This is a genomic window from Pedobacter sp. BS3, assembly GCF_008274585.1.
Lineage (GTDB): Bacteria > Bacteroidota > Bacteroidia > Sphingobacteriales > Sphingobacteriaceae > Hufsiella_A.
This window is the reverse complement of sequence record NZ_VTRT01000002.1, coordinates 674747-699850: the sequence shown is the minus strand read 5'-3', so window position 1 is coordinate 699850 and position 25104 is coordinate 674747. Positions and strand designations below refer to the sequence as shown.

26 protein-coding genes and 1 pseudogene are annotated in these 25104 nt (G+C 42.8%); 12 read left to right on the top strand and 15 right to left on the bottom strand.

Going from position 1 to position 25104, the window contains the following annotated elements; all coding sequences use genetic code 11:
• Positions 1-96 precede the first annotated feature (96 nt).
• The 5 genes from FW774_RS08655 to FW774_RS08640 are packed head-to-tail and all read left to right on the top strand — an operon-like array spanning position 97 to position 5797.
• Positions 97-1158 carry a family 43 glycosylhydrolase gene (locus FW774_RS08655; protein WP_149347764.1) on the top strand — a complete coding sequence of 354 codons (1062 nt, stop codon included), beginning with the start codon at positions 97-99 and terminating at the stop codon, positions 1156-1158.
• Positions 1159-1165: 7 nt separating this feature from the next.
• Positions 1166-2191, top strand: coding sequence for a family 43 glycosylhydrolase (locus FW774_RS08650; protein WP_149347763.1), 1026 nt, complete (start codon positions 1166-1168; stop codon positions 2189-2191).
• A gap of 44 nt (positions 2192-2235) precedes the next feature.
• Positions 2236-3531, top strand: a complete 1296-nt coding sequence (locus FW774_RS08645) for a glycoside hydrolase family 71/99-like protein (RefSeq protein ID WP_149347762.1) — start codon at positions 2236-2238, stop codon at positions 3529-3531.
• A 29-nt stretch (positions 3532-3560) separates the two neighbouring features.
• Complete coding sequence (locus FW774_RS20655) at positions 3561-4109, top strand: hypothetical protein (protein WP_242457773.1); 549 nt, start codon at positions 3561-3563, stop codon at positions 4107-4109.
• On the top strand, positions 4031-5797 hold the full coding sequence (locus FW774_RS08640) for a glycoside hydrolase family 3 C-terminal domain-containing protein (RefSeq protein WP_242457772.1): 1767 nt from the start codon (positions 4031-4033) through the stop codon (positions 5795-5797). The genes FW774_RS20655 and FW774_RS08640 overlap by 79 nt, the downstream gene beginning before the upstream one ends.
• Before the next feature lie 227 nt (positions 5798-6024).
• Here FW774_RS08640 and FW774_RS08635 read toward each other — a convergent pair whose 3' ends face one another.
• From FW774_RS08635 to FW774_RS08615, 5 genes are all read right to left on the bottom strand, one after another.
• Positions 6025-6348 (bottom strand): endonuclease domain-containing protein, encoded by a 324-nt coding sequence (locus FW774_RS08635; RefSeq protein ID WP_149347761.1) that lies wholly within the window; start codon positions 6346-6348, stop codon positions 6025-6027.
• Between the two features lie 295 nt (positions 6349-6643).
• The gene (locus FW774_RS08630; protein ID WP_149347760.1) at positions 6644-7498 is read right to left on the bottom strand and encodes an N-acetylglucosamine kinase; all 855 of its coding nucleotides are present in this window, start codon (positions 7496-7498) and stop codon (positions 6644-6646) included.
• 89 nt (positions 7499-7587) lie between these two features.
• Entirely contained in the window at positions 7588-9756 is a 2169-nt protein-coding gene (locus FW774_RS08625; protein ID WP_149347759.1) for an FUSC family protein, read from the bottom strand.
• 234 nt (positions 9757-9990) lie between these two features.
• Positions 9991-11502 carry an OmpP1/FadL family transporter gene (locus tag FW774_RS08620; RefSeq protein ID WP_149347758.1) on the bottom strand — a complete coding sequence of 504 codons (1512 nt, stop codon included), beginning with the start codon at positions 11500-11502 and terminating at the stop codon, positions 9991-9993.
• Positions 11503-11523: 21 nt separating this feature from the next.
• Positions 11524-12405 carry a hypothetical protein gene (locus FW774_RS08615; RefSeq protein ID WP_149347757.1) on the bottom strand — a complete coding sequence of 294 codons (882 nt, stop codon included), beginning with the start codon at positions 12403-12405 and terminating at the stop codon, positions 11524-11526.
• A 152-nt stretch (positions 12406-12557) separates the two neighbouring features.
• Between FW774_RS08615 and proS the strand changes: the two genes are divergently transcribed.
• Entirely contained in the window at positions 12558-14030 is a 1473-nt protein-coding gene (gene proS / locus FW774_RS08610; RefSeq protein WP_149347756.1) for a proline--tRNA ligase, read from the top strand.
• A 108-nt stretch (positions 14031-14138) separates the two neighbouring features.
• Here the strand turns inward: proS and FW774_RS08605 are convergent, their stop codons facing one another.
• The 6 genes and pseudogenes from FW774_RS08605 to FW774_RS08575 form a co-directional block, all read right to left on the bottom strand.
• Positions 14139-15353 (bottom strand): TCR/Tet family MFS transporter, encoded by a 1215-nt coding sequence (locus FW774_RS08605; RefSeq protein ID WP_149347755.1) that lies wholly within the window; start codon positions 15351-15353, stop codon positions 14139-14141.
• 533 nt (positions 15354-15886) lie between these two features.
• A pseudogene (locus FW774_RS08600) lies at positions 15887-16320 on the bottom strand (PIN domain-containing protein).
• A 23-nt stretch (positions 16321-16343) separates the two neighbouring features.
• Positions 16344-16550 (bottom strand): hypothetical protein, encoded by a 207-nt coding sequence (locus tag FW774_RS08590; protein ID WP_149347752.1) that lies wholly within the window; start codon positions 16548-16550, stop codon positions 16344-16346.
• A 120-nt stretch (positions 16551-16670) separates the two neighbouring features.
• A complete protein-coding gene (ispE, locus tag FW774_RS08585; RefSeq protein WP_149347751.1) occupies positions 16671-17474 on the bottom strand; it encodes a 4-(cytidine 5'-diphospho)-2-C-methyl-D-erythritol kinase in 804 nt (267 codons plus the stop codon).
• 12 nt (positions 17475-17486) lie between these two features.
• Positions 17487-17786 (bottom strand): type II toxin-antitoxin system RelE/ParE family toxin, encoded by a 300-nt coding sequence (locus FW774_RS08580; protein ID WP_149347750.1) that lies wholly within the window; start codon positions 17784-17786, stop codon positions 17487-17489.
• Complete coding sequence (locus FW774_RS08575) at positions 17779-18030, bottom strand: type II toxin-antitoxin system ParD family antitoxin (RefSeq protein ID WP_149347749.1); 252 nt, start codon at positions 18028-18030, stop codon at positions 17779-17781. The genes FW774_RS08580 and FW774_RS08575 overlap by 8 nt, the downstream gene beginning before the upstream one ends.
• Positions 18031-18169: 139 nt before the next feature.
• On the opposite strand from FW774_RS08575, the gene FW774_RS08570 reads away from it, so the two are divergent.
• From FW774_RS08570 to FW774_RS08550, 6 genes are all read left to right on the top strand, one after another.
• Positions 18170-18964: a thymidylate synthase gene (locus tag FW774_RS08570; protein ID WP_149347748.1), complete on the top strand. Its 795-nt coding sequence runs from the start codon at positions 18170-18172 to the stop codon at positions 18962-18964.
• Between the two features lie 141 nt (positions 18965-19105).
• A complete protein-coding gene (locus tag FW774_RS08565) occupies positions 19106-20050 on the top strand; it encodes a YbbR-like domain-containing protein (RefSeq protein ID WP_149347747.1) in 945 nt (314 codons plus the stop codon).
• Entirely contained in the window at positions 20050-20643 is a 594-nt protein-coding gene (gene coaE, locus FW774_RS08560) for a dephospho-CoA kinase (RefSeq protein WP_149347746.1), read from the top strand. The genes FW774_RS08565 and coaE overlap by 1 nt, the downstream gene beginning before the upstream one ends.
• Positions 20640-21578: an MBL fold metallo-hydrolase gene (locus FW774_RS08555; protein ID WP_149347745.1), complete on the top strand. Its 939-nt coding sequence runs from the start codon at positions 20640-20642 to the stop codon at positions 21576-21578. The genes coaE and FW774_RS08555 overlap by 4 nt, the downstream gene beginning before the upstream one ends.
• Before the next feature lie 85 nt (positions 21579-21663).
• Complete coding sequence (locus FW774_RS20395) at positions 21664-21822, top strand: DUF5522 domain-containing protein (RefSeq protein ID WP_187774860.1); 159 nt, start codon at positions 21664-21666, stop codon at positions 21820-21822.
• 28 nt (positions 21823-21850) lie between these two features.
• The gene (locus tag FW774_RS08550; RefSeq protein ID WP_149347744.1) at positions 21851-22303 is read left to right on the top strand and encodes a MarR family winged helix-turn-helix transcriptional regulator; all 453 of its coding nucleotides are present in this window, start codon (positions 21851-21853) and stop codon (positions 22301-22303) included.
• A 355-nt stretch (positions 22304-22658) separates the two neighbouring features.
• Here FW774_RS08550 and FW774_RS08545 read toward each other — a convergent pair whose 3' ends face one another.
• From FW774_RS08545 to FW774_RS08530, 4 genes are all read right to left on the bottom strand, one after another.
• A complete protein-coding gene (locus FW774_RS08545; RefSeq protein WP_149347743.1) occupies positions 22659-23309 on the bottom strand; it encodes an ankyrin repeat domain-containing protein in 651 nt (216 codons plus the stop codon).
• Positions 23310-23516: 207 nt separating this feature from the next.
• Complete coding sequence (locus FW774_RS08540) at positions 23517-23882, bottom strand: YbjN domain-containing protein (RefSeq protein ID WP_242457775.1); 366 nt, start codon at positions 23880-23882, stop codon at positions 23517-23519.
• A gap of 66 nt (positions 23883-23948) precedes the next feature.
• Positions 23949-24644 (bottom strand): DUF6575 domain-containing protein, encoded by a 696-nt coding sequence (locus tag FW774_RS08535; RefSeq protein WP_149347741.1) that lies wholly within the window; start codon positions 24642-24644, stop codon positions 23949-23951.
• The gene (locus FW774_RS08530) at positions 24622-25020 is read right to left on the bottom strand and encodes a hypothetical protein (RefSeq protein WP_187774859.1); all 399 of its coding nucleotides are present in this window, start codon (positions 25018-25020) and stop codon (positions 24622-24624) included. Before FW774_RS08530 ends, FW774_RS08535 begins: the two co-directional genes overlap by 23 nt.
• Positions 25021-25104 lie beyond the last annotated feature (84 nt).

The following is a 25104-nucleotide window of genomic DNA, read 5'->3' as shown; positions in this document are numbered from 1 at the left end:
TGTCTTTATAACAAATATCGTTTAAGGCATTCTCCTGGTAATACTGAATAAAGTTGGCTGTGCTTTATTTTAAAGCACAGATAAAATAAATTATTTATGCATATTCAGCGTCTCAATATTAGCGAAATCAGAAAAAGCTTCACTGCCGAACAAAGCAGGAATAGATGGGCACATATCAAAACGGTCGTAAGTCTGGTATTATTGGCAGTTCTTGGTGGCTGCTCAGGCTATAAAAAATCGTTGGTTGTTCACCAGCAAAAAGAAAATCCAATCATCCGTCACATGTATACGGCAGATCCCTCTGCTCATGTTTGGAAAGACGGACGCTTATATATCTATGCCTCGCATGACATTGCGCCGCCGCGTGGCTGCGATTTGATGGATCAATATCATGTTTTCTCTACCAGCGATATGGTTAACTGGACCGATCATGGCGAAATTTTGCGGGCAAGTGATGTGTCCTGGGGACGTAAAGACGGCGGTTTTATGTGGGCTCCCGATTGCGCCTATAAAAATGGTACGTACTATTTCTATTTTCCGCACCCCAGTGGCGATGACTGGAATAAAACCTGGAAAATCGGTGTGGCAACCAGTAAATATCCGGCCAAAGATTTTAAGGTACAAGGTTACATTCCCAATATTGATGCACTTATAGATCCATGCGTATTTGTTGATGACGATGGGCAGGCTTACTTTTACCAGGGTGGTGGCGGTGTGTGCAAGGGCGGCAAGCTGAAAGATAATATGATGGAAATCGATGGTGAAATGCGGGTAATGCAGGGTCTGGAAGATTTCCATGAAGCTACCTGGATACATAAAAAGAACGGAATCTATTACTTATCCTATTCCGACAATCATGATGAAAACCGGAACGATGGTGTAAAGGGTGATAACCGGATGCGTTATGCCACAAGTACCAGCCCTTTAGGACCATGGAAATACCAGGGTATTTACATGGATCCAACCAACAGTTATACCAACCACGGTTCTATTGTAGAATTTAAGGGCCAATGGTATGCATTTTATCATAACAGCGAGCTCTCAGAAGCTAACGGCGAGTTTAACGATTGGTTACGGTCGGTATGTGTTGATAAATTGTATTATAATAGTGATGGCACGATTCAAAAAGTTAAACAAACCGGGTTAGGTATTAAATAAGAACGCAATGAAATTAATTCAAAGCATATGTATAGCGGTATTCTTATTTTCAAGCTGTTCCAAAAAGACGGCCGTTCATGAGCAACCTGAACCCGAAAATAGTATTTACCCCATTTTACATAGCAATCCCATTATCAGGAATATTTATACCGCCGATCCTTCGGCACACGTATGGGCAGACGGACGTTTATATATTTATGCTTCGCATGATATTGAACCTGGCGAAGGGTGCGATTTGATGGATCAGTATCACGTGTATTCCACAGATGATATGGTTAATTTTACCGATCATGGTGAAATTCTCAGGGCCAGCCAGGTTCCGTGGGGACGTAAAGACGGTGGTTTTATGTGGGCACCAGATTGTGCCTATAAAAACGGAACGTATTACTTCTATTTTCCGCATCCCAGCGATGATGACTGGAATAATACCTGGAAAATTGGCGTGGCAACCAGTAAATATCCCGCAAAAGATTTTACAGTGCAAGGTTATATTCCGGGACTTGAATCCCTAATTGATCCTTGTGTTTTTGTTGATGACGACGGGCAGGCTTATTTCTATTATGGCGGTGGAGGTAAATGTATGGGCGGTAAGCTCAAAGATAACATGATGGAAATTGAAAGAAGTATGAAGTCCATGGCCGGCCTGCAGGATTTTCATGAAGCAACCTGGGTACATAAACGGAACGGTTTGTATTATTTATCGTACGCCGATAACTACAATGTAGGCGATAAGCATAACCGGATGCGCTATGCGGTAAGTAAAAATCCCCTGGGGCCATGGACATACAAAGGTATTTACCTGGATCCTACAGATAGTTACACCGATCATGGGTCGATTGTTGAATTTAAGGGCCAATGGTACACTTTTTACCATAACAGCTACCTGTCAACTGCCAATAACAAACCTTCAAATACCCGTGATTGGCTTCGGTCTGTTTGTGTAGATAAGCTGTTTTATAATAGCGATGGAACCATTAAACGGGTTGTGCAAACACTTAATAAAGAGGATGCTGGTCGAACAATCAAAAACTAATCATGGACGACTCTATTTCAACCCTTGAAAAATAAAATAAACAGATGAACTTAAAAATAAAACGGATTGCAGTTGTGGCTTTTGCCGGATTACTTATTGCAGGTCTGAGCAGTTGCTCAAAAAAAAGTGCTAAACCAGGTGGTGATGATAACGGAGGTACTAATCCATCGGATAATAATCCTCCTAAAACTTCACAGCCTGGAGATGTTGTGGGTAAAATAACGGTTGGCTACCAGGGATGGTTTTCCTGCGATGGAGATAATTCGCCTATGGATGGCCGGTGGTGGCATTGGACCCAGGTTTGGGAGCAGAAACCATCGTTAACCAATACTGGTATTAAATCATGGCCTGATGTAAGGGATTATACTCATACATACGCTACAAACTACCCGGATTTAAATGGTGGTGGTCAGGCAAAGCTTTTTTCCTCATACGATGACCAGACAGCAGATACGCAGTTTAAATGGATGAGTGATAATGGTATTCATACAGCAGCCCTTCAGCGGTTTAATCCCAATGGTATAGAAGGCCCTATCCGCGATGCGGTAACCGCAAAAGTGAAGACCTATGCCGAAAAAAACAGTGTGAAGTTCTATATTATGTATGATGTTACCGGCTGGACCAATATGCAGTCTGAAATCAAGCAGGACTGGCTCAACAAAATGAAACAATATACTCAGTCATCAGCTTATGCCACACAGAACGGAAAACCCGTAGTTGGCATTTGGGGATTCGGGTTTAGCGATAATAACCATCCCTGGTCTGCCAATGTATGTAAGGAAGTAATAGATTGGTTTAAGGCACAAGGCTGTTATGTCATGGGCGGCGTACCTACCAACTGGCGATTGGCACCATCCAATAACGATTCGCGGCAGGGTTATATTGATGTCTATAAATCATTTAACATGCTTTCGCCCTGGATGATTGGCCGTATTGCCAATGTTAATCAGGCTGACCAGTATGCGGCGACTCTTAATAAAGATGATTTAAAGTTTTGTAACGAGAACGGTATCGATTATCAGCCTTGTGTGTTACCCGGTGATTTGCAGGAACGGCAACGGGCACATGGTGATTTTATGTGGCGACAGTTCTATAATATGGTACGTATTGGGGTTAAAAGTATCTATGTTTCCATGTTTGATGAGTATAATGAAGGCAACCAGATTGCTAAAACTGCCGAAGTACAGGCTGATGTACCGGCCGGTTCTGGCATACGTTCATTAGATGAGGATGGAACAGCCTGTTCTGCCGATTATTATTTACGTTTAACCGGCGATGGGAGCAAAATGCTCAGGGGTGAAATGACATTAACCGCCAAACGGCCTACCGCCACAAGGTAAAAATTAATTTCGTTGGATAACATCAATTTATGTATCTTAACGCTTTAAGAACCAATAAAACCATGATGTTCCGTTTGATGAGAAAGAATAGCTGGCTATGTCTGTTAACTGTTGCGCTGGCTGTAGCAGTGTTATGTGCTTACACTGATCGCAACGGTTATTCTTTCCCGTTTCAGAACCCCAGGCTGAGCATTGAACAGCGGGTTAACGACCTGGTGAGCCGCATGACGCTGGAAGAAAAGGTATCGCAGATGCTGAATAATGCACCGGCTATTGAGCGATTGGGTATTCCGGCCTATAACTGGTGGAACGAGTGCCTGCACGGTGTTGCCCGAACGCCGTATCACGTTACTTCATACCCGCAGGCCATTGCTATGGCTGCCACGTTTGATCCAGCTTCTTTACATACTATGGCCGATTATACTGCCGAAGAAGGACGGGCCATTTATAATGAAAGCATACGGAACAACAAGCATGATATTTACCTGGGACTTACTTATTGGACCCCAATATTAATATCTTTCGTGATCCGAGATGGGGCAGGGGGCAGGAGACTTATGGTGAAGATCCATATCTGACCGGTACACTGGGTAAAGCCTTTGTGAACGGTTTGCAGGGTAACGATGCCACTTATCTGAAAGCTGCGGCATGTGCCAAACATTATGCCATACATAGTGGTCCCGAATCGTTGAGACATGAGTTTAATGCTGAGGTGAGCGATTATGATTTGTGGGACACCTATCTTCCGGCATTTCAGCATTTGGTTGTCAACGCGAAAGTAGCCGGCGTGATGTGTGCTTACAACGCGTACAAAGGTCAGCCATGTTGCGGGAATGATATCCTGATGAATAACATTTTGCGTAATACCTGGCATTTTACGGGGTATGTGACTTCGGACTGCGGAGCTATTGATGACTTTTACCAGCATCATCATTCCGATGCTGATGCAGAAAGTGCCGCAACGAAGGCCGTATTGCACGGTACAGATGTAGAATGCGGACATATTACCTATAAATCATTGGTACAGGCGGTGAAGCATGGTAAATTAACAGAAAAACAACTGGATGAATCGGTAAAAAGGCTCTTTACTATCCGGTTTCGTTTAGGAATGTTCGACCCGCCGGAACAGGTAAAATATGCCAATATTTCGATTACCTCACTCGAAAGTAAACCGCATCAGGAACAAGCATTAAAGATGGCCAGGCAATCCATCGCATTGTTGAAAAATGATAATCATTTGCTTCCTTTAAGCAAAAAACTGAAGAAAATTGCTGTTCTGGGTCCGAATGCTGATAATAAAGAGACCTTATTAGCAAACTATAACGGCACGCCCTCGAAAGTGGTTACTCCATTAGAGGCTATCCGTGAAAAACTGGGAAAGGATACACACATCTATTATGCAGCGGCAACCGATTTTACCTCGGTAAAAGATTCTATGGTCATGAACGCGGCACTCGACAGTGTGAAGGATGCCGATGTAATTATTTATATCGGGGGTATTACACCGAGGCTGGAAGGCGAGGAAATGCCGGTTAACCAACCGGGTTTTAATGGCGGCGATCGCACGTCTATCCTGTTACCACAAGTGCAGACCGGTTTTATGAAAAAGCTTAAAGCTACCGCTAAGCCTGTGGTGTTTGTAATGATGACCGGAAGCGCTATTGCCATGCCCTGGGAAGCTGCGAATGTTCCGGCTATCATTAATGCCTGGTATGGCGGACAGGCCGCAGGAACAGCGCTTGCCGATGTATTGTTTGGCGATTATAACCCGGCGGGACGGCTTCCGGTTACATTTTATCAATCAGATAGCGATCTGCCAGCTTTTCAGGATTATACCATGAATAACCGGACTTACCGGTATTTTAAGGGAAAACCCTTATATCCTTTTGGATATGGCCTAAGCTATACTAATTTTACGTACCAGTGGAAACAAAAGCCACAATCAAGGTATCATGCAGCAGACTCGCTTACTTTTGCGGTTGATATCAGGAACACCGGGACTCGTGATGGTGATGAAGTGGCGCAAGTGTATATTAGTTATCCCCAAGAGCAGCAGCGGCTGCCACTAAAAGAATTGCGACAGTTTATGCGGATTGCAGTTCGGCATGGGCAGATCCGTACACTACGTTTTTCGATACCGCTGGCTTCGCTGGCCAAGTGGGATGAAACCCTGCAACAACAGGTAGTTTACAAAGGTAATTACCAGGTTTTTACGGGCAGCAATTCCGCAGACCGTCGTTTAGTGAGCAATTTTTCTGTTGAATAGTATAGCGTCTGATACCCGACCATTCAGATATAACGGCTCTTTGGCAATTACAGCAGTTGTTATTCAGAGGAAGGGATGCAAAGTCATTTACTTAATGACTTTTGGAGCAATAGCAATACCGTTGTAGAACGATATCACGAGTTAAGCGACTATATAGACCAGGAACTTAACGCAATAGCAATACCGTTGTAGAATGATATCCCCCTCTCCGAGGGGGCAGGGGGAGGTTATTTCTTATTTACTGATTTATACATCTCTATATAATGAATCAATGTTCTCTCTACATTTGCCATATCATGTAGTATCTCATCATCATCAAAGCGTATAACCGTGAAGCCCATCGACTGCAAGTCTTTTTGACGGTTCTGGTCTTTTGAGTTAACTTCTTCGAATTGATGTGTAATCCCGTCCACCTCAATAATTAACATCAGCTCTTTACATAGAAAATCAGCAATATAATTTCCTGCGGGCCTTTGTCTATTGAACCGGTATCCCATTAGTTGTCTTCCGCTTAACCGGTATTTCCATAGACAAGCCTCAGCTTTAGTCATGTTTTCCGATTGCTTGTAGCAAATGACCTTAATTTAGGATTATAGTGCCAATGGTTGGAATTATCAGCCTTTTCCATTTATTATATTTTCACTAAATATAACAATTTGCCTTTTCCTCCCCTACCCCCTCGGAGAGGGGGACAGTGATTAATAAAGGTAGTGAGAGGAGAAAATAAGGGCTGGAGGTTAATAAACCTATTGTTAAAGTATGGTACACCGTAGGTTAACCAACGCGGACGATCGTTCTTATATAGAAGAAATCAGAACAATCCGCTGTTTTTAACCGAACTCAAGGCTATTTGCCGCTTTCTTCCTGGTGAAATTTTACTAAATCGTCTATAGGGGAGCGCACAATTTTACCGAAAGGCATACCGAAATCTCCGGCAACTTCTTCCAGCACATTTCTGAAATTATAGGCTACCGAGCCGATACAATTGAAGCTGTACGATTGATAATCCGGATAATGACTTACCAGGTTCCGGAAAAAATCTTCGAATGATGTTTTTACAATGTTGCGGGTATATTCAATGTTTACGTTGTTATCGTAAGCAAATTTGGCAAAGCTGGCGCAAAAACGGCTTGCCAGTGGCTGGGTATAAACGCGGTCGTTAATTTCGTCGGGAGTAAGGTGGTATGTTTCCCAGAAGTTTTCATGTACCGCTTTGGGCATGTAACCTCTGATGAAATCTGTTAACAGCTTTTTGCCGATGTAGCAGCCACTGCCTTCGTCGCCTAAGATGTAGGCACCGGAATCAATAGACATGGTTATATCATGACCATCGTAAAGGCATGAGTTTGTTCCTGTTCCCAAAATGGCCGCAAAACCGGCCTCTTTACCTAATAAAGCCCTGGCTGCAGCAAGCAGGTCATGCCCTACGAATATTTTGCTGGAAGTAAATACGGCTGATAAGGCACGGTGCAGGATCTCAGCTTTTTCATCATTATGAACGCCGGCCCCGTAATAATTTACTTCAGAGATATTTTTAATATCCAGATCTTCAGGTAATCCTGATTTCAGGGACTGGACGATATAAGCTTCGTCTACAAAATAAGGGTTATATCCCTCGGTATTAAAATAGATTTTCTTACCGGCATCATTTAACAAGCACCAGTTTGTTTTGGTAGAACCGCCATCGGCTATAATGATCATATCTGTTATTTGTTTGGGTAGCCAAAAATATAAATAATTGCTTATTGTAAAAGAAACACTAAGGGCTTTATATTAAATTATTTTAAAAACTATGCTTTTGCAGGGGCCGCCTCATGAGACGAACTGGTGATCTGTAAGCAGATCTTCAAAATATCGTTGGTAATGTTATTGATAAATTCCAGCTGATCAGCAATCAACCGGGTCTCGTGTGTTTCCTGTTCGGGTAACTTACTGATAGCTGACGAAACAAGCTCCAGCTCGGTAAAATCATCCTCGTGTTCGGTGTCCAGCAAATGGATGCTTTCTGATAAGGCGTATAACGATTTCCGCATCAGCTTGATATGATTTTGATTAAAGCTGCGACTGTTATTGGTTATGATGCCGGCCAGCAGGCTGGCAATATAGGATGACAGGATATGGTTAAGAACAACAAATTTGTGAATATCGCGGGCGTTGTGCTGTTTTGCCTTTGGTTCTGAAAGCATCCGCTGAAAGGCTGATGCCAGGTTGGCGGTGCTCACATAAACTTCTTTCCGGCGTAATTTTATAGTGGTAATGTCCAGGTCTTTAAACGATAAAATATCGGCTATTTGTGCCAGGTAATAATAATTAGCTATGGCCGTTTTGCGCATATAAGTTTTTATCTGGGTGTATTCCCATGCCGGCAAAACAAGGTAGCTGCTGGCGAAAGCAATGGCAGAACCAATGGCCGTATCCAGGATACGCTCTTTAACAATATTGAAATTTCCTAATCCTACAAAGCTGAACATCAATAAGATATACGGCGTCATGAAAATTACAAAGACAATGTAGTTTAATCGCTGGAAGCTGTATGAGAACAGCATGAAAAAAATCATCAGTGCAAAGCGGACGCTGTTATCGCGGATATAAAATACCAATATGGCTCCAATGGTACCTCCGACAAGCGTACCCACCAAACGCTGAAAATTGCGTTCTTTGGTAAGGCTAAATCCCGGTTTAATGATTACGAGTATGGTCAGTAATATCCAGTAGCTATGATGTCCCAACGGGAAAAGTTTTGATACCAGGAATCCGATCAGGGCGGCAATGGCGACACGTAAAGCATGCCTGAAACTTGCCGACTTTAAACTGAGGTTATCTTTTAGGATCTTAATATCATAATCCTGGTGATTGACGAATTTTACAATATCAACGGCCGCTATTCCAACCGGCGGCTTCCCGGAAAAATAGCTGTAGATTTTCTGTATACGGCTGTTGATATTACGCAGGTTGACCAGGATCTTTTTGAGTACAAGGTTGTTGAGCCCGAAATCGGTTTCAACCGCGTCAATGGCAGTTTTTAACTGCTCAAGCTCATGCTGTAAATTATAAACCGGTTGCGGCTTATCGTTACTGATAATGCTAAAGCTGAGGTTTTCCAGCTCATCGGCTGCTTTGGTAATAAGGTTATGAAATTTTTCTAATACGCCGGTATGCTCAAAGGTTTTATGAATAGCTACATAATCATAATGCGTAGCCATGGTATGTTCAAACAGATCGACAATATCTACAAAAACCAGCAATAAGCGCCGGCTGGTATTGGTAGATTCTTTCACCAACTCCCGGCTTTTAAATAAGATCTCGCGGACGGAATCCTGCTCCTTATGTACAACAATTTGCTGGTTGATCAGCTTTTCATACGTGTCGTTATAATCAGCGTCTGTTTGATAGAACTTTGCTTTTATCCGCAGGTAATTAGATACCTGCCGGATACATTCTCCCAGTTCCTGCTGTGCCAGGCGATAAGGTCTGACATGAAAGGAAACCAGGCTGAGCAGGTAATACCATATTCCACCAGCCGTAAGCTGTAAGGTATGTTGCAATGCGTTCTTAAAACTATTTACCTCTTCGATGGTAAGCACCAGGATGAGCAGCGCTGCCGTGCCTATGGAGGTGGCCCGGTTACCATATACGCTGAACATAGAATAGGTGAAAAAGGCGGTAAATATGGCAATGCCTAATAAAATACTGTTTTTATTGATGGCCTCAATAGCCATAGCTGTAATGAAAATGAACAGAATGCAGAACAGCATACCATTGTTCTTATGCCTGATAGGGCCCGGAGAGTCGGCCATGCTTACGGCGGCTGCACCCAGGGAAATATTGATACCGACAGGCAGATTATTAAAGAATCTGGCAGAGATCAGGGCCGGCAATAATACGCCGATAGTAACCCGTAATCCATCCGAAAAATGATGGCTGAAAAAGAAGTTCTTAATTTCACGGCTTTGCTTCATCGGGTTGCTCTTGCTACGAAATTAAAAAACATGTGCATGGTTTAATAATGGAAACCAAGATTATTTCACTAAAATGTTCAAGGTAAATTAGTTAATTTACCGGATTGATAAACACAATAATAAAGACTAAGTTTTAGAATATGCTTGCGTAATACTTTATAGCAGGCTTGAAAAGCACAAAGGCTTTCCGCAGATCAGAAAGCCTTTGTTTTTATTCTATGATAACGCTTTGTATTAAAATCTGGCGCTAACGGTAAGAAACAGGTTGTTGTTCTTTAATTTGGTGTTGGCAACAGGAGAACCTCCGCTGCTTAATTCATAAGGAGTAATTTGTGTTTTGTACGACAGGTTTTGGTAGGCAAGGTCAACAGAAATATTGCCTGCACGATAACCTAAGCCTGCATTGTAAATGTTGGTGGTATTATCCGAACCGTTGCTATTCTGGTAGGGACTGCCTAATAATGAATAGCCTGCACGCAGGAAATACTGGGGAGCCAATCTTAATTCGCCACCTATCCTGAAATTAACGGCGCCGCCGTAGTTATTAGTAATATACCGGTTTTCATCAATAAAGTCACCTTGAGTGTTAGCATCATCAGTTTTTAGCTTTATACTGCTGTAATCCACAAATTCAACATCGGCAGAAATAAGACCGATTTTACCATTGAGTAACGATGCCCCAAAAGAGTAAACCGCCGGGGTTGTTAGATTATAGGTGAATGGATAAACCTCCGGTGAATTAGTGTATTCTGTAAAATAAGGGTTATCTGTTTGGTGGGTATATAAATTTTCTGAATAATTATCCTCTATAGAGTACCAGCTTGGTGTTTGCACATTAAAGCCTAAGCGGAAATTATCGGTCAATCGGCCAATAATACCTAATTTCAGATTCACACCTGAACCCTTGGTATCGTAATTCTGGTAATATTCATTGTGATAATCGGCATAATAATCCGGCACGGTATTACCATTAGCGTCCTGGCTAAATTTAACCTGACCTATTTCGGTAAATGTATTGTTAGACAGGTAACGGATGTTCAGCAGGTTTACACTGGCTCCGATATAAATTTTATTCGAAATATTTACCGCTCCGGCAAAATTGACCTCGGATTGAGAACCCTTTCGCATAATTTTTTGCTGCTGCAATAAGCCTTTATCTTTATTTACAGAACTAAAATAGTTTGTATCATCATAAGTTGAAATTAAATAGCTTTTATATGCAGCTTCACCTATGGCATCCGCATAATTTTCAGCGTAGAACTCTGAAACGGAGTTCTGTGAATTAGTACCTGTAAAATTAATTCCACCTGTAAAATCGTTGATTTTGCTGTATCCTACGCCAAAGTTGAAACTTAACACACCCTGGGTTAAGTTACTGCCTTTTCCACGGCTTGATGGGCCGTAAAATACCAAACCTACGTTGTTAATATTCACGCGGCTTTTATCTGATGAGGAGTTAGTGCCCAAGTAAGCGCTGTTGGCGTTGCTGTTAATAAATTCGGGCGTGAATGAAAACTCCGAACGGGTAAATAGGCCCAGCCCGGCAGGGTTGCTGCTTAATGAGCTGATGTCTCCGCCAAGTGCAATGCTGGCATTGCCCATGGCCTTAAAGCGAGAGGTGGAACCGGGTTGTATCTGCGAGAAGCGTAATGCATCTTTATAATAATCATATTGAGGCATTTGTGCAAAACCCTGCCCTGTCATTGCTATTCCTGCAATGGCCAGGCCAATATATCTGTATTTCATTGACTTAATGTGGTTTAAATTTTATCTTGATGGTCGTGGTCTGGAAGAACCGCCGCTGCTACTGCCACCACCTCCATAACTGCTCCCCCTTCCGGAAGAAGAACTTGGAGAAGGTTGATAGCTGGGTCTGGTTTCTGTTCTTGAAGGTTCATTCTGTGTGTCACGTGATGGTCTTGGACGACTTACCGGCTGATTGGTCCGGCCATTCGATGAGCCGGAGCTTACCGAGTTGCCACGTGGATTGGTTGTTGACGAGCCTCTTGGTTGTCCGCCATAAATGGTAGTTCGTCCACGTGAATAACCGCCATAGCTTTCACCGGTTCTGCCGCCTGGTCTTGGCCGGTAGTTAGGCGAGCTATAAACCGGGCTTCCGTAAATTGGATAACCGCCATAGTAGCCTCCATAGCCGCCCCAATATCCGCCATACGGGCGATAGTAGGAATAAACACCCCAGCGGTAAGGATATCCGTAAGGGTAGTAATAATCATAAAGGCCGTAATATGGAGAACCCCATCCTAAACCGATACCGATATTGAACGACCATCCCGGCCGGTAGTATGGGCTGTAAAATCCGTCATAAAACGGGTCGTATGAATAATAGTTGTACCAGTTGTCATAATATCCCCGCCAGGGCGAGTCATAATAAAAGCGGCTGATACGTGAAGCATAGCTATCATCATAATAGCCGTCGTACTGGCTTCGTTCATCGCCATATAGCTGTTCATCAGTACGGTATGAACGCTCCTGATTGACGCGTTGGCTATAGTCTACTTCTTTGGCTTTGGCAGATGAATAATAAATATCATCATTACCTGTATTTTGTTGTGCCAGTTTATTGGTTGAACATGCACCCAGCAGAACCAGCGGCACCAACATGGCAGAGAGTTTTAATTTTGTTGTCATGGCTTTCATCCTATCCTGTTAGCTGTTAGACGACATTTATCTTAAAAGGTTGCATCAATACGTAAGAATTTTTAAAATAACGTCAAGTAGTTTTATAAATTTGCCGCCTGAACAATTACATATAAAATTACAAAAATTATTCCATATTTCACATGAGTAAAGGCTTAACGAGCAGAAATGACGATTATTCGCAGTGGTATAACGAATTAGTTACAAAAGCAGACCTGGCAGAGCATTCTGCCGTAAGGGGCTGTATGGTAATTAAGCCTTACGGATACACTATTTGGGAGAAAATGCAGGCTGCGCTGGACACGATGTTTAAGGACACAGGGCATAGCAACGCTTATTTCCCATTATTCATTCCCAAGTCATTTTTCTCTAAAGAAGCATCTCATGTAGAGGGTTTTGCCACCGAATGTGCCGTTGTGACACATTATCGCCTTAAAAACGACGGCGCAGGTAATATTGTGGTGGATGAAGAAGCAAAACTGGAAGAGGAGCTTATTGTCCGGCCGACATCCGAAACCATTATCTGGAATACGTACAGAGGATGGATACAGTCATACCGCGATTTGCCGATTTTGGTTAATCAATGGGCTAATGTGGTACGATGGGAGATGCGCACACGGTTATTTTTACGCACGGCCGAATTTCTGTGGCAGGAGGGGCACACGGCCCATGCTACCGAGCAGGAAGCCATTGAGGAAGCCGAGCGGATGCTGGAGGTATATGCCGATTTTGCCGAAAATTGGCTGGCTGTACCCGTTATTCGTGGTAAAAAAACAGCTAATGAGCGTTTTGCCGGAGCACTGGAAACCTATTGTATAGAGGCGCTGATGCAGGATGGAAAAGCTCTGCAAGCCGGAACATCACATTTCCTGGGACAAAACTTTGCCAAGGCGTTTGATGTGAAATTTACCAGCAAAGAGGGCGTGCTTGATTATGTATGGGCCACATCATGGGGTGTTTCCACCCGTTTAATGGGCGCCCTGATCATGGCGCATTCTGATGATTCGGGCCTGGTTTTGCCCCCAAAGCTGGCCCCGGTACAGGTTGTTATTGTGCCTATTTATAAAAATGACGATGAATTAAACCGTATATCCACTTATGTGGATGGCCTGATACCGGAGCTTAAAGCCAAAGGTATTTCAGTAAAATACGATGATCGCGATACCCAGCGCCCCGGCTTTAAATTTGCCGAATATGAATTAAAGGGTGTGCCGGTACGCCTGGCTATCGGCTCCCGCGATATGGACAACGGTACGGTTGAAGTAGCCCGTCGTGATACCCGTGAAAAAGTGACGGTTGCCCAAAATGGTCTGGTTGCTCATATTGAGCAGTTGCTGGTTGATATTCAACAGAATATTTACCAGAAAGCACTTCAGTTCCGCACAGAAAATACCACCGAAGTCAACTCTTATGACGAGTTTAAGCGGGTACTAGATGAAAAAGGCGGCTTTATTTCGGCTCATTGGGATGGAACTCCTGAAACGGAGAAACAGATCAAAGAAGAAACCAAGGCGACCATCCGCTGTATTCCTCTAAATAACAAACAGGAAGCAGGCGTTTGCATGGTTACCGGAAAACCGTCTACGCAACGGGTGCTGTTTGCGAGAGCGTATTAGGAGTAAGCCTCACCCCCAAGCCCCTCTCCAAAAGAGAGGGGAGTTGGACAGCACTATTTTTTGTTAAGTTAGTGCTTTTAGCTTTTTGCCTTTCGCCGCTTAAACCTTCTACCTTAAACCTTTCTTAAGCGCTCTTGCCGCGATAATTGCACTGATAAACATCAGGACAGCGCCAGCCAGGAAAGGGGCTCCCGGAAAATAGATAGTTGTTTTTGGTCGGGTAAACCAGGCAAAGAGGTAGCTCATCATTAGCGGGCCGATAATAGAGGTAGCGCTCATTAAGCTGGTAAGCGATCCCTGTAGTTCACCCTGCTCATTGGCTGGCACATGTCCGGATATAATGGCTTGTAAAGCCGGCCCGGCAATACCGCCCAGGCAATAAGGGATTAGGAATACAAACATCATCCAGCTTTGCGTTGCAAACGCGAACAGCAAAAGCCCCAGGGCGTATAAGCCCAGGCCGATATAGATACTTTTTTCGTTGCCGATTTTAGGGGTAACATACCGGATCAGACCGCCCTGTACCGCAGCAACCAGAACACCGACAACGGCCAGCGAAATTCCGATCAGCGATTTACTCCAGTTAAACTTTTCGATATTGATAAACGTCCAGGTGCTTTGTACGGCATGAGCCGCAATATATACAAATACAATAGAGGTGATCAGTCCGCTAATACCGTGGTATTTTCTTAGCTGAAATAATGAGCCTAAGGGATTTGCCCGTCTCCATTCAAATTTCCGGCGATTCTCCGGCTCAAGCGATTCGGGGAGCACAAAATATCCGTACAATACATTGAGCAATGTCAAACCGGCAGCCACTAAAAAAGGAACACGTAAGCCTACTTCGCCCAGCAAACCGCCCAATGCCGGGCCAATAATAAAGCCCAAGCCAAAAGCGGCGCCCACCAGTCCGAAATTTTGCGCCCGGTTTTCATCGGTGCTGATATCGGCTATATACGCGGTAGCAGTTGTAAAGCTGGCGCCCGTGATACCCGCAATTAACCGGCCAATGAACAGCCACCAGATAGTGGGTGCAAATGCCAGGAATAAGTAATCAATGCCAAAGCCCAGCAAGGAAAACAACAGCACAGGCCGGCGACCATACCTATCGCTTAAATTACCAATGATGGGCGCACAAACAAACTGCATGATGGCGTATACGAAAGTTAGCCAGCCGCCCCATTTTGATGCCGAGCTGATAGTGCCATGCGTCAGCTGCTCAATTAATTGCGGGAATATGGGTATAATGAGTCCCATGCCCGTAATATCAATGAGCAGGGTGATGAAAATAAACTTTAAAGCAGCTTTAGGGGCAGTATTCATACAGGTGGATTTTTGGGCTTGCGAAGGTATAAAAAAATATCACATAACTAAAACCTGAGCCGGTGGGCACAGGCAAATGCGGCTAATTTTTTTGTCATCGATCCGTCTGTCGGTTGGCAGAGAAGTAATCACCCAACTGGCAACCGGATTGCTTCTTCACAGGAATCCAATGGACACGCTGCCCACAATCCTAATGCTTTTCCAAGCTTGTGCAAAACGGTTGGGGTTCGCTTCGCTCAGCTTTGGAGCCCGAATTCCAAATTTCCCGTATGTACGGGACTCAACTTTTAACCCCGAACCCCGAATTACTCAAGGGGCACTACGCTCAACTTTTAACTTTTCACTATTTGGGCGTTCCCCTGCGGGTCGGGCTTTCCGTTTCAATCTTTTGCTCGTACCTCGCAAAAGGATTTTCACTGCAATCCCTAACGCGAACAACGGCACTGCAAGAATGAACCCGATTTCTGCTAATTTTAGCGATACTACTTAATTTCTACGAAACGCTTGTGGTTCGAGGATGGCAGACGCTTCACTTATTTTACGCTTTGCTTTGTCTTTTGTTCTTCTCTTAATTTATAGAGCTCATCTGTAGTGATAAAATTTGTAAATCCTTTTGCAGCCAACCCCTTGATTAATTTCTTGTCACCCGACCAAATCTTACAACGAAAGTGTTTTGAATAAGCAATATAGTGTGTGTCTTTAGGGGCAACGTCGGCTACAATTGCATCTGCCGCAATCCAGTTTGAAACTTTTATTTGTTCCTCTGAAATGAAAACAATGGCTTTGTAAAGATAGAATTCGGCTTCCTGGATTTCCTCAATGGTCATCCCTGAATTTTAACAAGTCTTGGATAATGATTACGTATCTCCGTTCTCAAAAATCCCGGAGCTATAAACGTAAAATATGGTTTTGAGTTAATAAGTAAGTCGCCGATTTTACTGTTTGTGTTTAAAATACCACTAAACACTATGTTGGCATCAACAATAAGCCTCACTTGATAAAGCGTTTGCGATTTTTACTCCACCATGAAGTATTAACGTCGTCGGCTAATTTATCAACCTCAGATTGCTTCGCTTTACTTTTAGAAGTGGCTTCAAGGTACTTCACATAATCAATCAGCCGTTGAAGACTAAAGCTGTCAACAGCAGAAGATAATGTAATTACAATCTTGTCATTATTTGTGCGTTCAACCAGCATATCCAAAATATTTATTCAAAGATACGATTCTTACTTTTCTCTTTAACCCGAAATACCATGACTTTAAACTTTCAATCCCGAATGGTCGGGATTTCGCTTCGCTCAACTTTCAACTAACCCTTACACTCCATAAAAAACCACATTTTCGGCTTCTAAATCAGGCAAAGCGATTTCCTGTTTAAATATTCCAAATACCGAAGCGCCGCTACCACTCATAGCTGCATACAGTGCCCCTGCTTCATATAAGGCAGCCTTAACGCCCCGTACTTCCGGATGGTTGGTAAAAACCGATAGTTCAAAATCGTTTTTAATGATACTTTTCCATTCTTCAACCGGCAATCTCACAGCATCTCGAAGCGAATAAGCCGGCTCGGCAGGCTTAACTCCACGATACGCCTCAGCAGTCGACACATGCACGTCAGGCATCACCAGAACAGTAAAGTATTCGGCGAGATTAAGCGCTAACGGTTCAAATTCATCGCCTTTACCGAAAGCGTATACCGGTTTATTATGCAGAAAAAAGGCGCAATCGGCACCAAGCCGGCGGGCATAAACCTCCATCTGTGCAAGGCTTAGATTCAGCTGAAACTTATCATTAAGCAGCCGGATAAAAAAGCCCGCATCGGCCGAGCCTCCACCCAATCCCGCACCAATAGGTATATGTTTGTGCAAATGAATATGCACAGGTGGCAACGGGAAATCAGCAGCTATCATGTGATAAGCCTTCACACACAGATTATCCGCTATCCGGCCGGGAATGGCTATTCCCGACGAGGTAAACTCAAACCTGGCCGATTCAACAATTTCCAGCGCATCCTGTATGTTAACCGGGTAAAAAACCGTTTGCAGGTTATGGTATCCGTCCGCACGGCGATTAACCACGTTTAACCCGATGTTGATCTTTGCGTTAGGAAATGTTAGCATAAATAATATGTATTATTCGCGGATTCTGTTCTTCAAATCCATTCTTTCGTGTAAAATTCTTACAATCTCAACTTCGTCTTCAGCTATAATTCTGTAAAAGATAATATGTTTATTAGCCCTGAACCCGAAAAGGCTTGGCGTAATTTCTTCGTAGTTTTTTCCTAACGACGGATTTCCGGCTATTGCTTTACAGAAACTTATCAGGACGTTATAATACCTATCCGCCTGAGTTTCAGACCAGGTTTCAAAAGTATAGTTCCAGATATCAGATAAATCTTCAACAGCTTTGTTGGTAAAGCGATACTTAGCCATTGAGCCCTTTAGCAGCCTTTAATGTTTTAAGATGTTTCTCCGGGTCAAAGTTGGCAGCTATTCCGCTATTCAAACCTTCAGCAATCGCATTTTTTAAAGCATCAACACGGTACTCTTCATCTTCTAAAAGACGTAAACCAGCCCGGATTACTTCACTTGCGTTTTTATAACGGCCCTGAGAAATCCTATTTTCAACAAAACCCTCAAAATAATCCCCAAGCGAAACAGAAGTATTTTTTCCCATGACTTCAATTTTTCAATAAAGTTACCAATTTTTGGTAAAATAGTAAGAGCCTGTTTACATTGTGTATAAAATTTACCACAGCCAATCCATCTTCCTGTTAAAAAACAATAGTTTTGTATCAGCGTAACAAGATATAAGGATGAAACAATATTTGGACCTAATGCAGCACGTGCTTGACCATGGCATACAAAAACACGACCGCACCGGAACAGGAACCATCAGCGTATTTGGCTACCAGATGCGCTTTAACCTGGCCGACGGCTTCCCGGTAGTCACTACCAAAAAGCTTCATTTGCGCTCCATTATTCATGAGCTTATCTGGTTTTTAAAAGGCGACACCAATATCCAATACCTGAAGGATAACGGTGTAAGCATCTGGGACGAGTGGGCCGATGAACAGGGAAATTTAGGTCCGGTTTACGGTTATCAATGGCGCTCGTGGCCTGCACCCGACGGACGGCATATCGACCAGATTGAACAGGTGATACACCAGCTTAAACATAATCCCGATTCGCGGCGCATCATAGTTTCAGCATGGAACGTAGCCGATATTGATAAAATGGCGCTTCCGCCCTGTCATAGCTTTTTTCAGTTTTACGTAGCCGACGGCAAGCTGAGCTGTCAGCTGTACCAACGCAGCGCAGATATTTTCCTGGGCGTACCGTTCAATATTGCCTCGTATGCGTTGCTTACGCTGATGATGGCGCAGGTTTGCGACTTGCAGCCTGGTGATTTTATCCATACGCTGGGCGATGCGCATTTATACAACAATCACATCGAACAGGCCAAACTTCAGTTAAGCCGTAACCCGCGTCCGCTGCCGGTAATGAAGCTGAACCCGGATATTAAAAATATTTTTGATTTTAAATTTGAAGACTTCACCCTTGAAAGTTATGACCCGCATCCGCATATCAAAGCACCGGTTGCGGTGTGATCTTAGGTGGAAAGCTTAAAGGTAGAAGGCAGAAGGTTTATGACTATATTAGAAGCAAGAATATAGAGACAAGAAACAAGATAAATAGCACAGTCTTACCCCCTCCCTAAGGGAGGGTTGGGGGGGCCCAACAACGAATAAATGCCCTTGTTTAACCTGAAAAAATCGCAACAACGTAAGCTCACACTTTTTTTAGTGTGCCTGCTGATTGCCATTACGGCATGGCTGTTTTTTGCGTTGTCGGGAAAATACGTTTATCGTGTTGACACTAAGGTGCATTTTACCAATCCGCCCCAAAACAGGGCATTTCATTCGCTGCAATCAGATACGGTAAGCCTCGAAATACAGGGAACCGGCTGGCAGTTGCTGTTTGCACGCCTGCGTGTCAATCCGCATACTATTGACGTCAGCCTGAAAAACCTGGCCAAACGCAGCTATGTCACCTTTACCGAGCAATTGAACGAGATTAACGCTCAATTGGAAAGTAACCAGCGGGTTGTTTCTGTCAATCCGGATACGTTGTATTTTGATTTTTCTACACGTAGCGTAAAGAAAGTGCCCGTTAAGCTGGTATATGAGCTAAAATTTAAGAAACAGTACGGCGTTTCGGCCAAACCGGTAACCGAGCCGGGATATGTTGTAGTTACCGGCCCGTTTGATGAACTCAAGAAAATGGATTACTGGCCAACAGATAGCATTAAAGCAAAAAATGTCAGTGCCGATATTACGGCAAAAGTGTTTCTAAAACCCAGTGATAAAGCGAATATTGACATCTATCCGAACCTGGTTGACGCCAGAATACCTATTGACCAGTTTACCGAAAAGGTTATTGATGTACCGGTACGCATTATCAATGGTAAAAATTATGATATTAAAATTATCCCGAATAAGATAAAAGTCGTATTGCTGACAGCGCTTAGTAATTACAGCAAAATTACCGGCGAATCATTCGATGCAGTTGTAGATATGAACGACTGGCAGCAAAAAGGTTATCGCACATTACCGGTACGGTTGGTCACCATTCCATCGTATTCAAAGCTGATCAGCGCCGAGCCGCAAACCGTAGATTTTATTATTGAGCATTAATGTTAAAGATTGGCATAACGGGCGGCATAGGCAGCGGAAAAAGCACAGTAAGTAAACTATTTGAATTGCTGGGTATTCCAGTATTTTATGCCGATACTGCCGCAAAAACGGTAATGCAAACAGACAGTATATTGGTTGACGCCATTAAAACTACTTTTGGTGAGGCTGCTTATACAAACGGACAACTAAACCGCAAATACCTGGCGAACATCGTTTTCAATGATGAGCAGCAACTGTTAAAGCTGAATGCACTGGTTCATCCGGCGGTTTTCAGGGCATTTGATACCTGGGTACTGCAACAAAAACAAGCTCCGTATGTGTTGAAAGAAGCAGCCCTGTTATTCGAAAGCGGCTCATACAAAATGTCTGATAAAACCATCCTGGTAAAGGCGCCGTTATCACTCAGAATAAGCCGCGTCATGCAACGGGATGGCATTACACAGCAGGAAGTGGAACAGCGCATGAATAAGCAATTAAGCGATGCCGGGAAAGAAAAGCTGGCCGATTACGTAATACAGAATAATGAAACCGAACTGCTGATTCCACAGGTATTAAAGCTGCACCAGACCTTTTTAACGCTTGCGGCCCAATGATTGCTCCGGATTTCTTAGTTTTTAACACCAATGGCCTGTACTGCCGTGCCGGCGATTTTTATCTCGACCCACAGCAACCGGTGCAACGTGCGGTCATTTCGCATGCTCATGCCGACCATGCGGTAAGCGGCAATCAGCAGGTTTGGTGCACCCGCCCAACAGCGGCATTTATGGAACACCGCTATAAAAAAAATGCGGCATCCACATTTCATATAAAATCATACCGGGAACAGTTTACCATCAATGGCGTAATCATTTATTTTTTACCCGCGGGACATATACTGGGGTCAGCACAAATTATGCTGCAACATAACGGCATCCGTTATTTATATACCGGCGATTTCAAGCTTCAGCCAGACGATACCTGCGAACCAGCAGCGTTTGAACCAGCCGACGTGCTGATTACCGAAACAACCTTTGCCGATCCGCAAACCAGTCATCCGGACGTTGCGCAGGAAATGCAGAAATTAAATCAGCACAGCCATAACATCTTATTGGGCGCTTATTCCCTGGGGAAAAGCCAGCGACTGGTTAGCCTGCTCAATACCCATTGTCCGCAACGGCAAGTGCTGGTGCATCACAGTATATTACCACTTCATAAGCTTTATGAATCACTGGGCTATCCCCCCGGACAGTACCAACCCTATAACCGCAAGCTGATGAAAGAACCGGGGCGTGGTTATGTTTACCTTGTACCGCCCGTAACCTTTAACAGTTATTTTAAGGCAAAAAGCGTTATGCGGATATTTGCGTCGGGATGGGAACACCTGCAAAAACAGAATGATATGGCGCTTTACCTGTCTGACCATGCCGACTGGAACGATATTTTGAAGGCTATAACCGAGGTTTCGCCGAAGGAAGTATGGACCTTACACGGCGACGGAAGATTTTTACAGCAACATTTTAATTCGCGTTTAACCATAAAAATCCTGTAGTGGCACAACAATGTCTTATCTAAATATCCAAAAACGCTGGGGAGATTTTTTACTTTTAACTTTTGACATTTAACTTAACCAGCGGATGCTAATTGAAGGCGATGATTATTATGTGGATAAAAATGGTAATTTCGTATTTACCTCTGCCTATCACCTGAAGCGTGGTTATTGCTGTAAAAATAATTGCAGGCATTGCCCATGGAAAGTTAAAGAAGATAAAAAGAGATGCAATAAAAACAAATAAGCCCGAATAGTTTGTTTAATGATGTATTATGGAACTTGAGAAGGAAATTATTACCGATAAGTTTAAAAATCAGTATCATAAAGCTATTGTCAATGTGCTGTACACCAATAACTGGATTACACAGCAGTTGAAAAAGCGCCTTGCTAAATACCACGTTACCTTACAGCAATTTAACATTTTACGTATTTTACGCGGACAATATCCCAAACCGGCAACTATCAATCTACTGAAAGAGCGTATGCTGGATAAAATGTCGGATGCATCACGTATTGTTGACCGCATGATTCAGAAAGACCTGGTAACGCGGTGCACTAATAAATTCGACAGGCGGGCTGTTGATATTATCATCACCGAAAAGGGACTGAAAATACTGGAAACCCTCGACGAGGAGATGACCGGAACTGACATTATTGGCAATAACCTGACCATTGAAGATGCCACCCGGCTTAATTTTTTGCTGGATAAATTCAGGGGGAAATAGCCTTACAGCCTAATGGCGTATGGTTCATAGTTGATAGTCCGAAAGTCCGGAAGATAGTTATGAACATAGATGCAAGAAACAAGACAGGTGCACTGCCCGTCTCCTCTTTCCTTCGGAGAGGGGCTGGAGGAGAGGCCGTAGTCTGGCGCTGATGGTTCATCGTTTATTGTCCGAAAGTCGGGAAAGTCCGAAAAATTACTCCCTCTCTTGCGCTAAAGCTAAGGCGGCACGCGGTTGGGAGGGTCAGGGTGGGCTAAGCAAGAATGCAGAAACAAGAAACAGGACAAACAGCACAGACCTCTCGCTATACTCAATGCGCACTATTCAATACCAGATGAGGGGCTGGAGAGAGGCCTCAATCGGCCAGAATTTGTGCAATATCGTTGAACCCTTTTTCTGCGGCCATATCTGCGGGTGTTTTTCCGCCTTCCATGCGGGTATTTACCTGTGCGCCGGCTTCCAGCAGCAATACCAGGATATCAATATTGCCATTTGCAGCCGCCGAGTGGAGCGGTGTAATGCCCGATTTCTGCATCACATTTACTTCTGCACCGGCTTCTATCAGTATTTTGGTAATGTCGGCATTATTGGCCGCAACGGCAGAATGGATCGGGAAAACGTTAAAGCCATTATCTGAAGGAAGGTTAACTTCGGCGCCTTTTAGCAGCAGGTATCGGGCAATCTCCTCATGCTCAAAATAAGCGGCAAGCCCCAGCGGAGTAAAACCATCGGCAGAATGCGTATTAATAAGCTCAGGCTGCTGGTAAATTACGTTGGCTACCACGTCGAATTTTCCCGAGGCGCAGGCTTCGTAGAGGTCGGGATCTTTAACATAATCGAGTATGAGCTTAATAATTGCCGGTTTTTTGTAGTAGCAAGCCAGCATCAGCGGAGAAACATTCAGGCTGGTTTTGCATGTAGCCAGTTCCGGGTTTTTGTTCAGAAGGTCTGATACTGCAACGGTATCGCCGTTTTGTATATATTCTTCCAATAAATCGCTGTCCATTTTTGAGTTAAAAAAATACAACGTGAAAGTACAATAAATGTGCATAATAAAAAACTCCCATCCGGGGAGAATGGGAGTTTAACCAAAATAAACTAAACTAATTTTAATAAACTTGCTTATTTGATGCAAGTATGGATAAAAGGTTTAATGGGGTAAATAAATTTTTTATCTCTTTGCCTTTATTGCTTATTTTCATTTTCAGAGAGCTTATTCTTCTTTAGTAGCATGCTCAATAGCTTTTTCTATACTTATATCACCGAACATACGTTCCATGATAGATGGCAAACTTTTGTCCATTGTTATAATGTTCGTCATTATTAACTCCTCAATAAAGTTTATATTAATATTCAGATTCTTATAGGAGATACTTGTCCTGAACCTGATTTCACCGTCTTCCCAATTCATTTCAAAATTTCCGAAAAACAGCTTGTAGTTAATAGCGTTTAAAAGTTCAAGCATTTTTCTTTTCTTTTCTGCCGGTGTATTAGCGCCACAAATAGATGAGAATATAAATTGGCTCTCATCTTCATTTAGATCTGCAAAACATTGAAAACTACCATTTGTACCCGCTATGCCAAAAAGAAAAATATTTTCTTTTCAACTTGGGTGAACTGCCAGTTCTGACTTTTTAGAAATTCTTTAACTATATTGATTTGCATACTCTATTCCTTTTTTTATCTTCAATCTTTTACTGCTTAAAGTTCTGATCCCTGAATATTCTATATTATTATTCAAATAACTTAAATTATTCTGATTTTTTACATTCACACTTTGATTGCTGTATATTTTTCTTGTAATCCATGTGCTTCGGTCTATTCTATTACAGCAGGTTATTTGATCATAGTGTGGTTTGTGTATTTGAATTTTGAAAAGTTTAGAATATTCATTTTCTGATTTTTGTCTTGATAGAGACGTGATAATTACTGATTTGATCTTCTCTAATGAACCACAGTTTGATAGATCAAAAAAATTCTCATCGTTCGGAAGGTAGTTGTCGGGGATTATTTTTAATGCACAAGCATTATATTGAAAGAATGGTTTGTTTTGATGGTCTATATCAGTAAAATACGTACTATTATTCGGCCTGTTGTTGAAAAGTTCCAGGTGTGATATGTTACCGTTTATATACTCTAATAATTGTCTGGGCGCAACTCTATAAATCATCCATCTATTTGACTTCATGTCACGGTCAACCCAATCGAAAAGATAGAAATGACCTGTATTTAATTCCTCAAATAAACTCAAAAGAGGACCTTCATAAAATGACAGATCACCAACTTTAACTAAGTTGTGGGTATGTAATTTGTCGTTGCTATTGTAGATTAAATTCTCCATTTTCATTGAAAATACTAAATAATTTTAATACCTTACTTTCTAAGTTAGTTTCTGAATATTCATGAAATGTAAAATGGCCGAAATTAGATTCATTTGGGCTATCGGCAACGCCATCAGTTGCCAATAAGTTCAAGCAGGTGACATAGCTCCCTTTATCTTGTTTAAACTGCTCCTTTTGATAAGATCTTAAATTATTATATAATTTCCTATATTTTTTTACAGAATTATTAAGCGTGTCAAACATTGATAAACCATAACCCATACATATTTTGTCAGTGTCTTCCAACATTCTTGCTGGAGGCTCATTTATAAGATTGATAGGCTTAAAGTCGTTTGGTATCATGGGGCTATGAGTCCACCGGAATGCTTCTTTCAATTGCTTTAAAGTTATCAGATGGGCAGTTCGGAAATTTCTCTAAGTATTGTTTATATCTTAGCTTTTTTTCCGTCATTCTTAAAC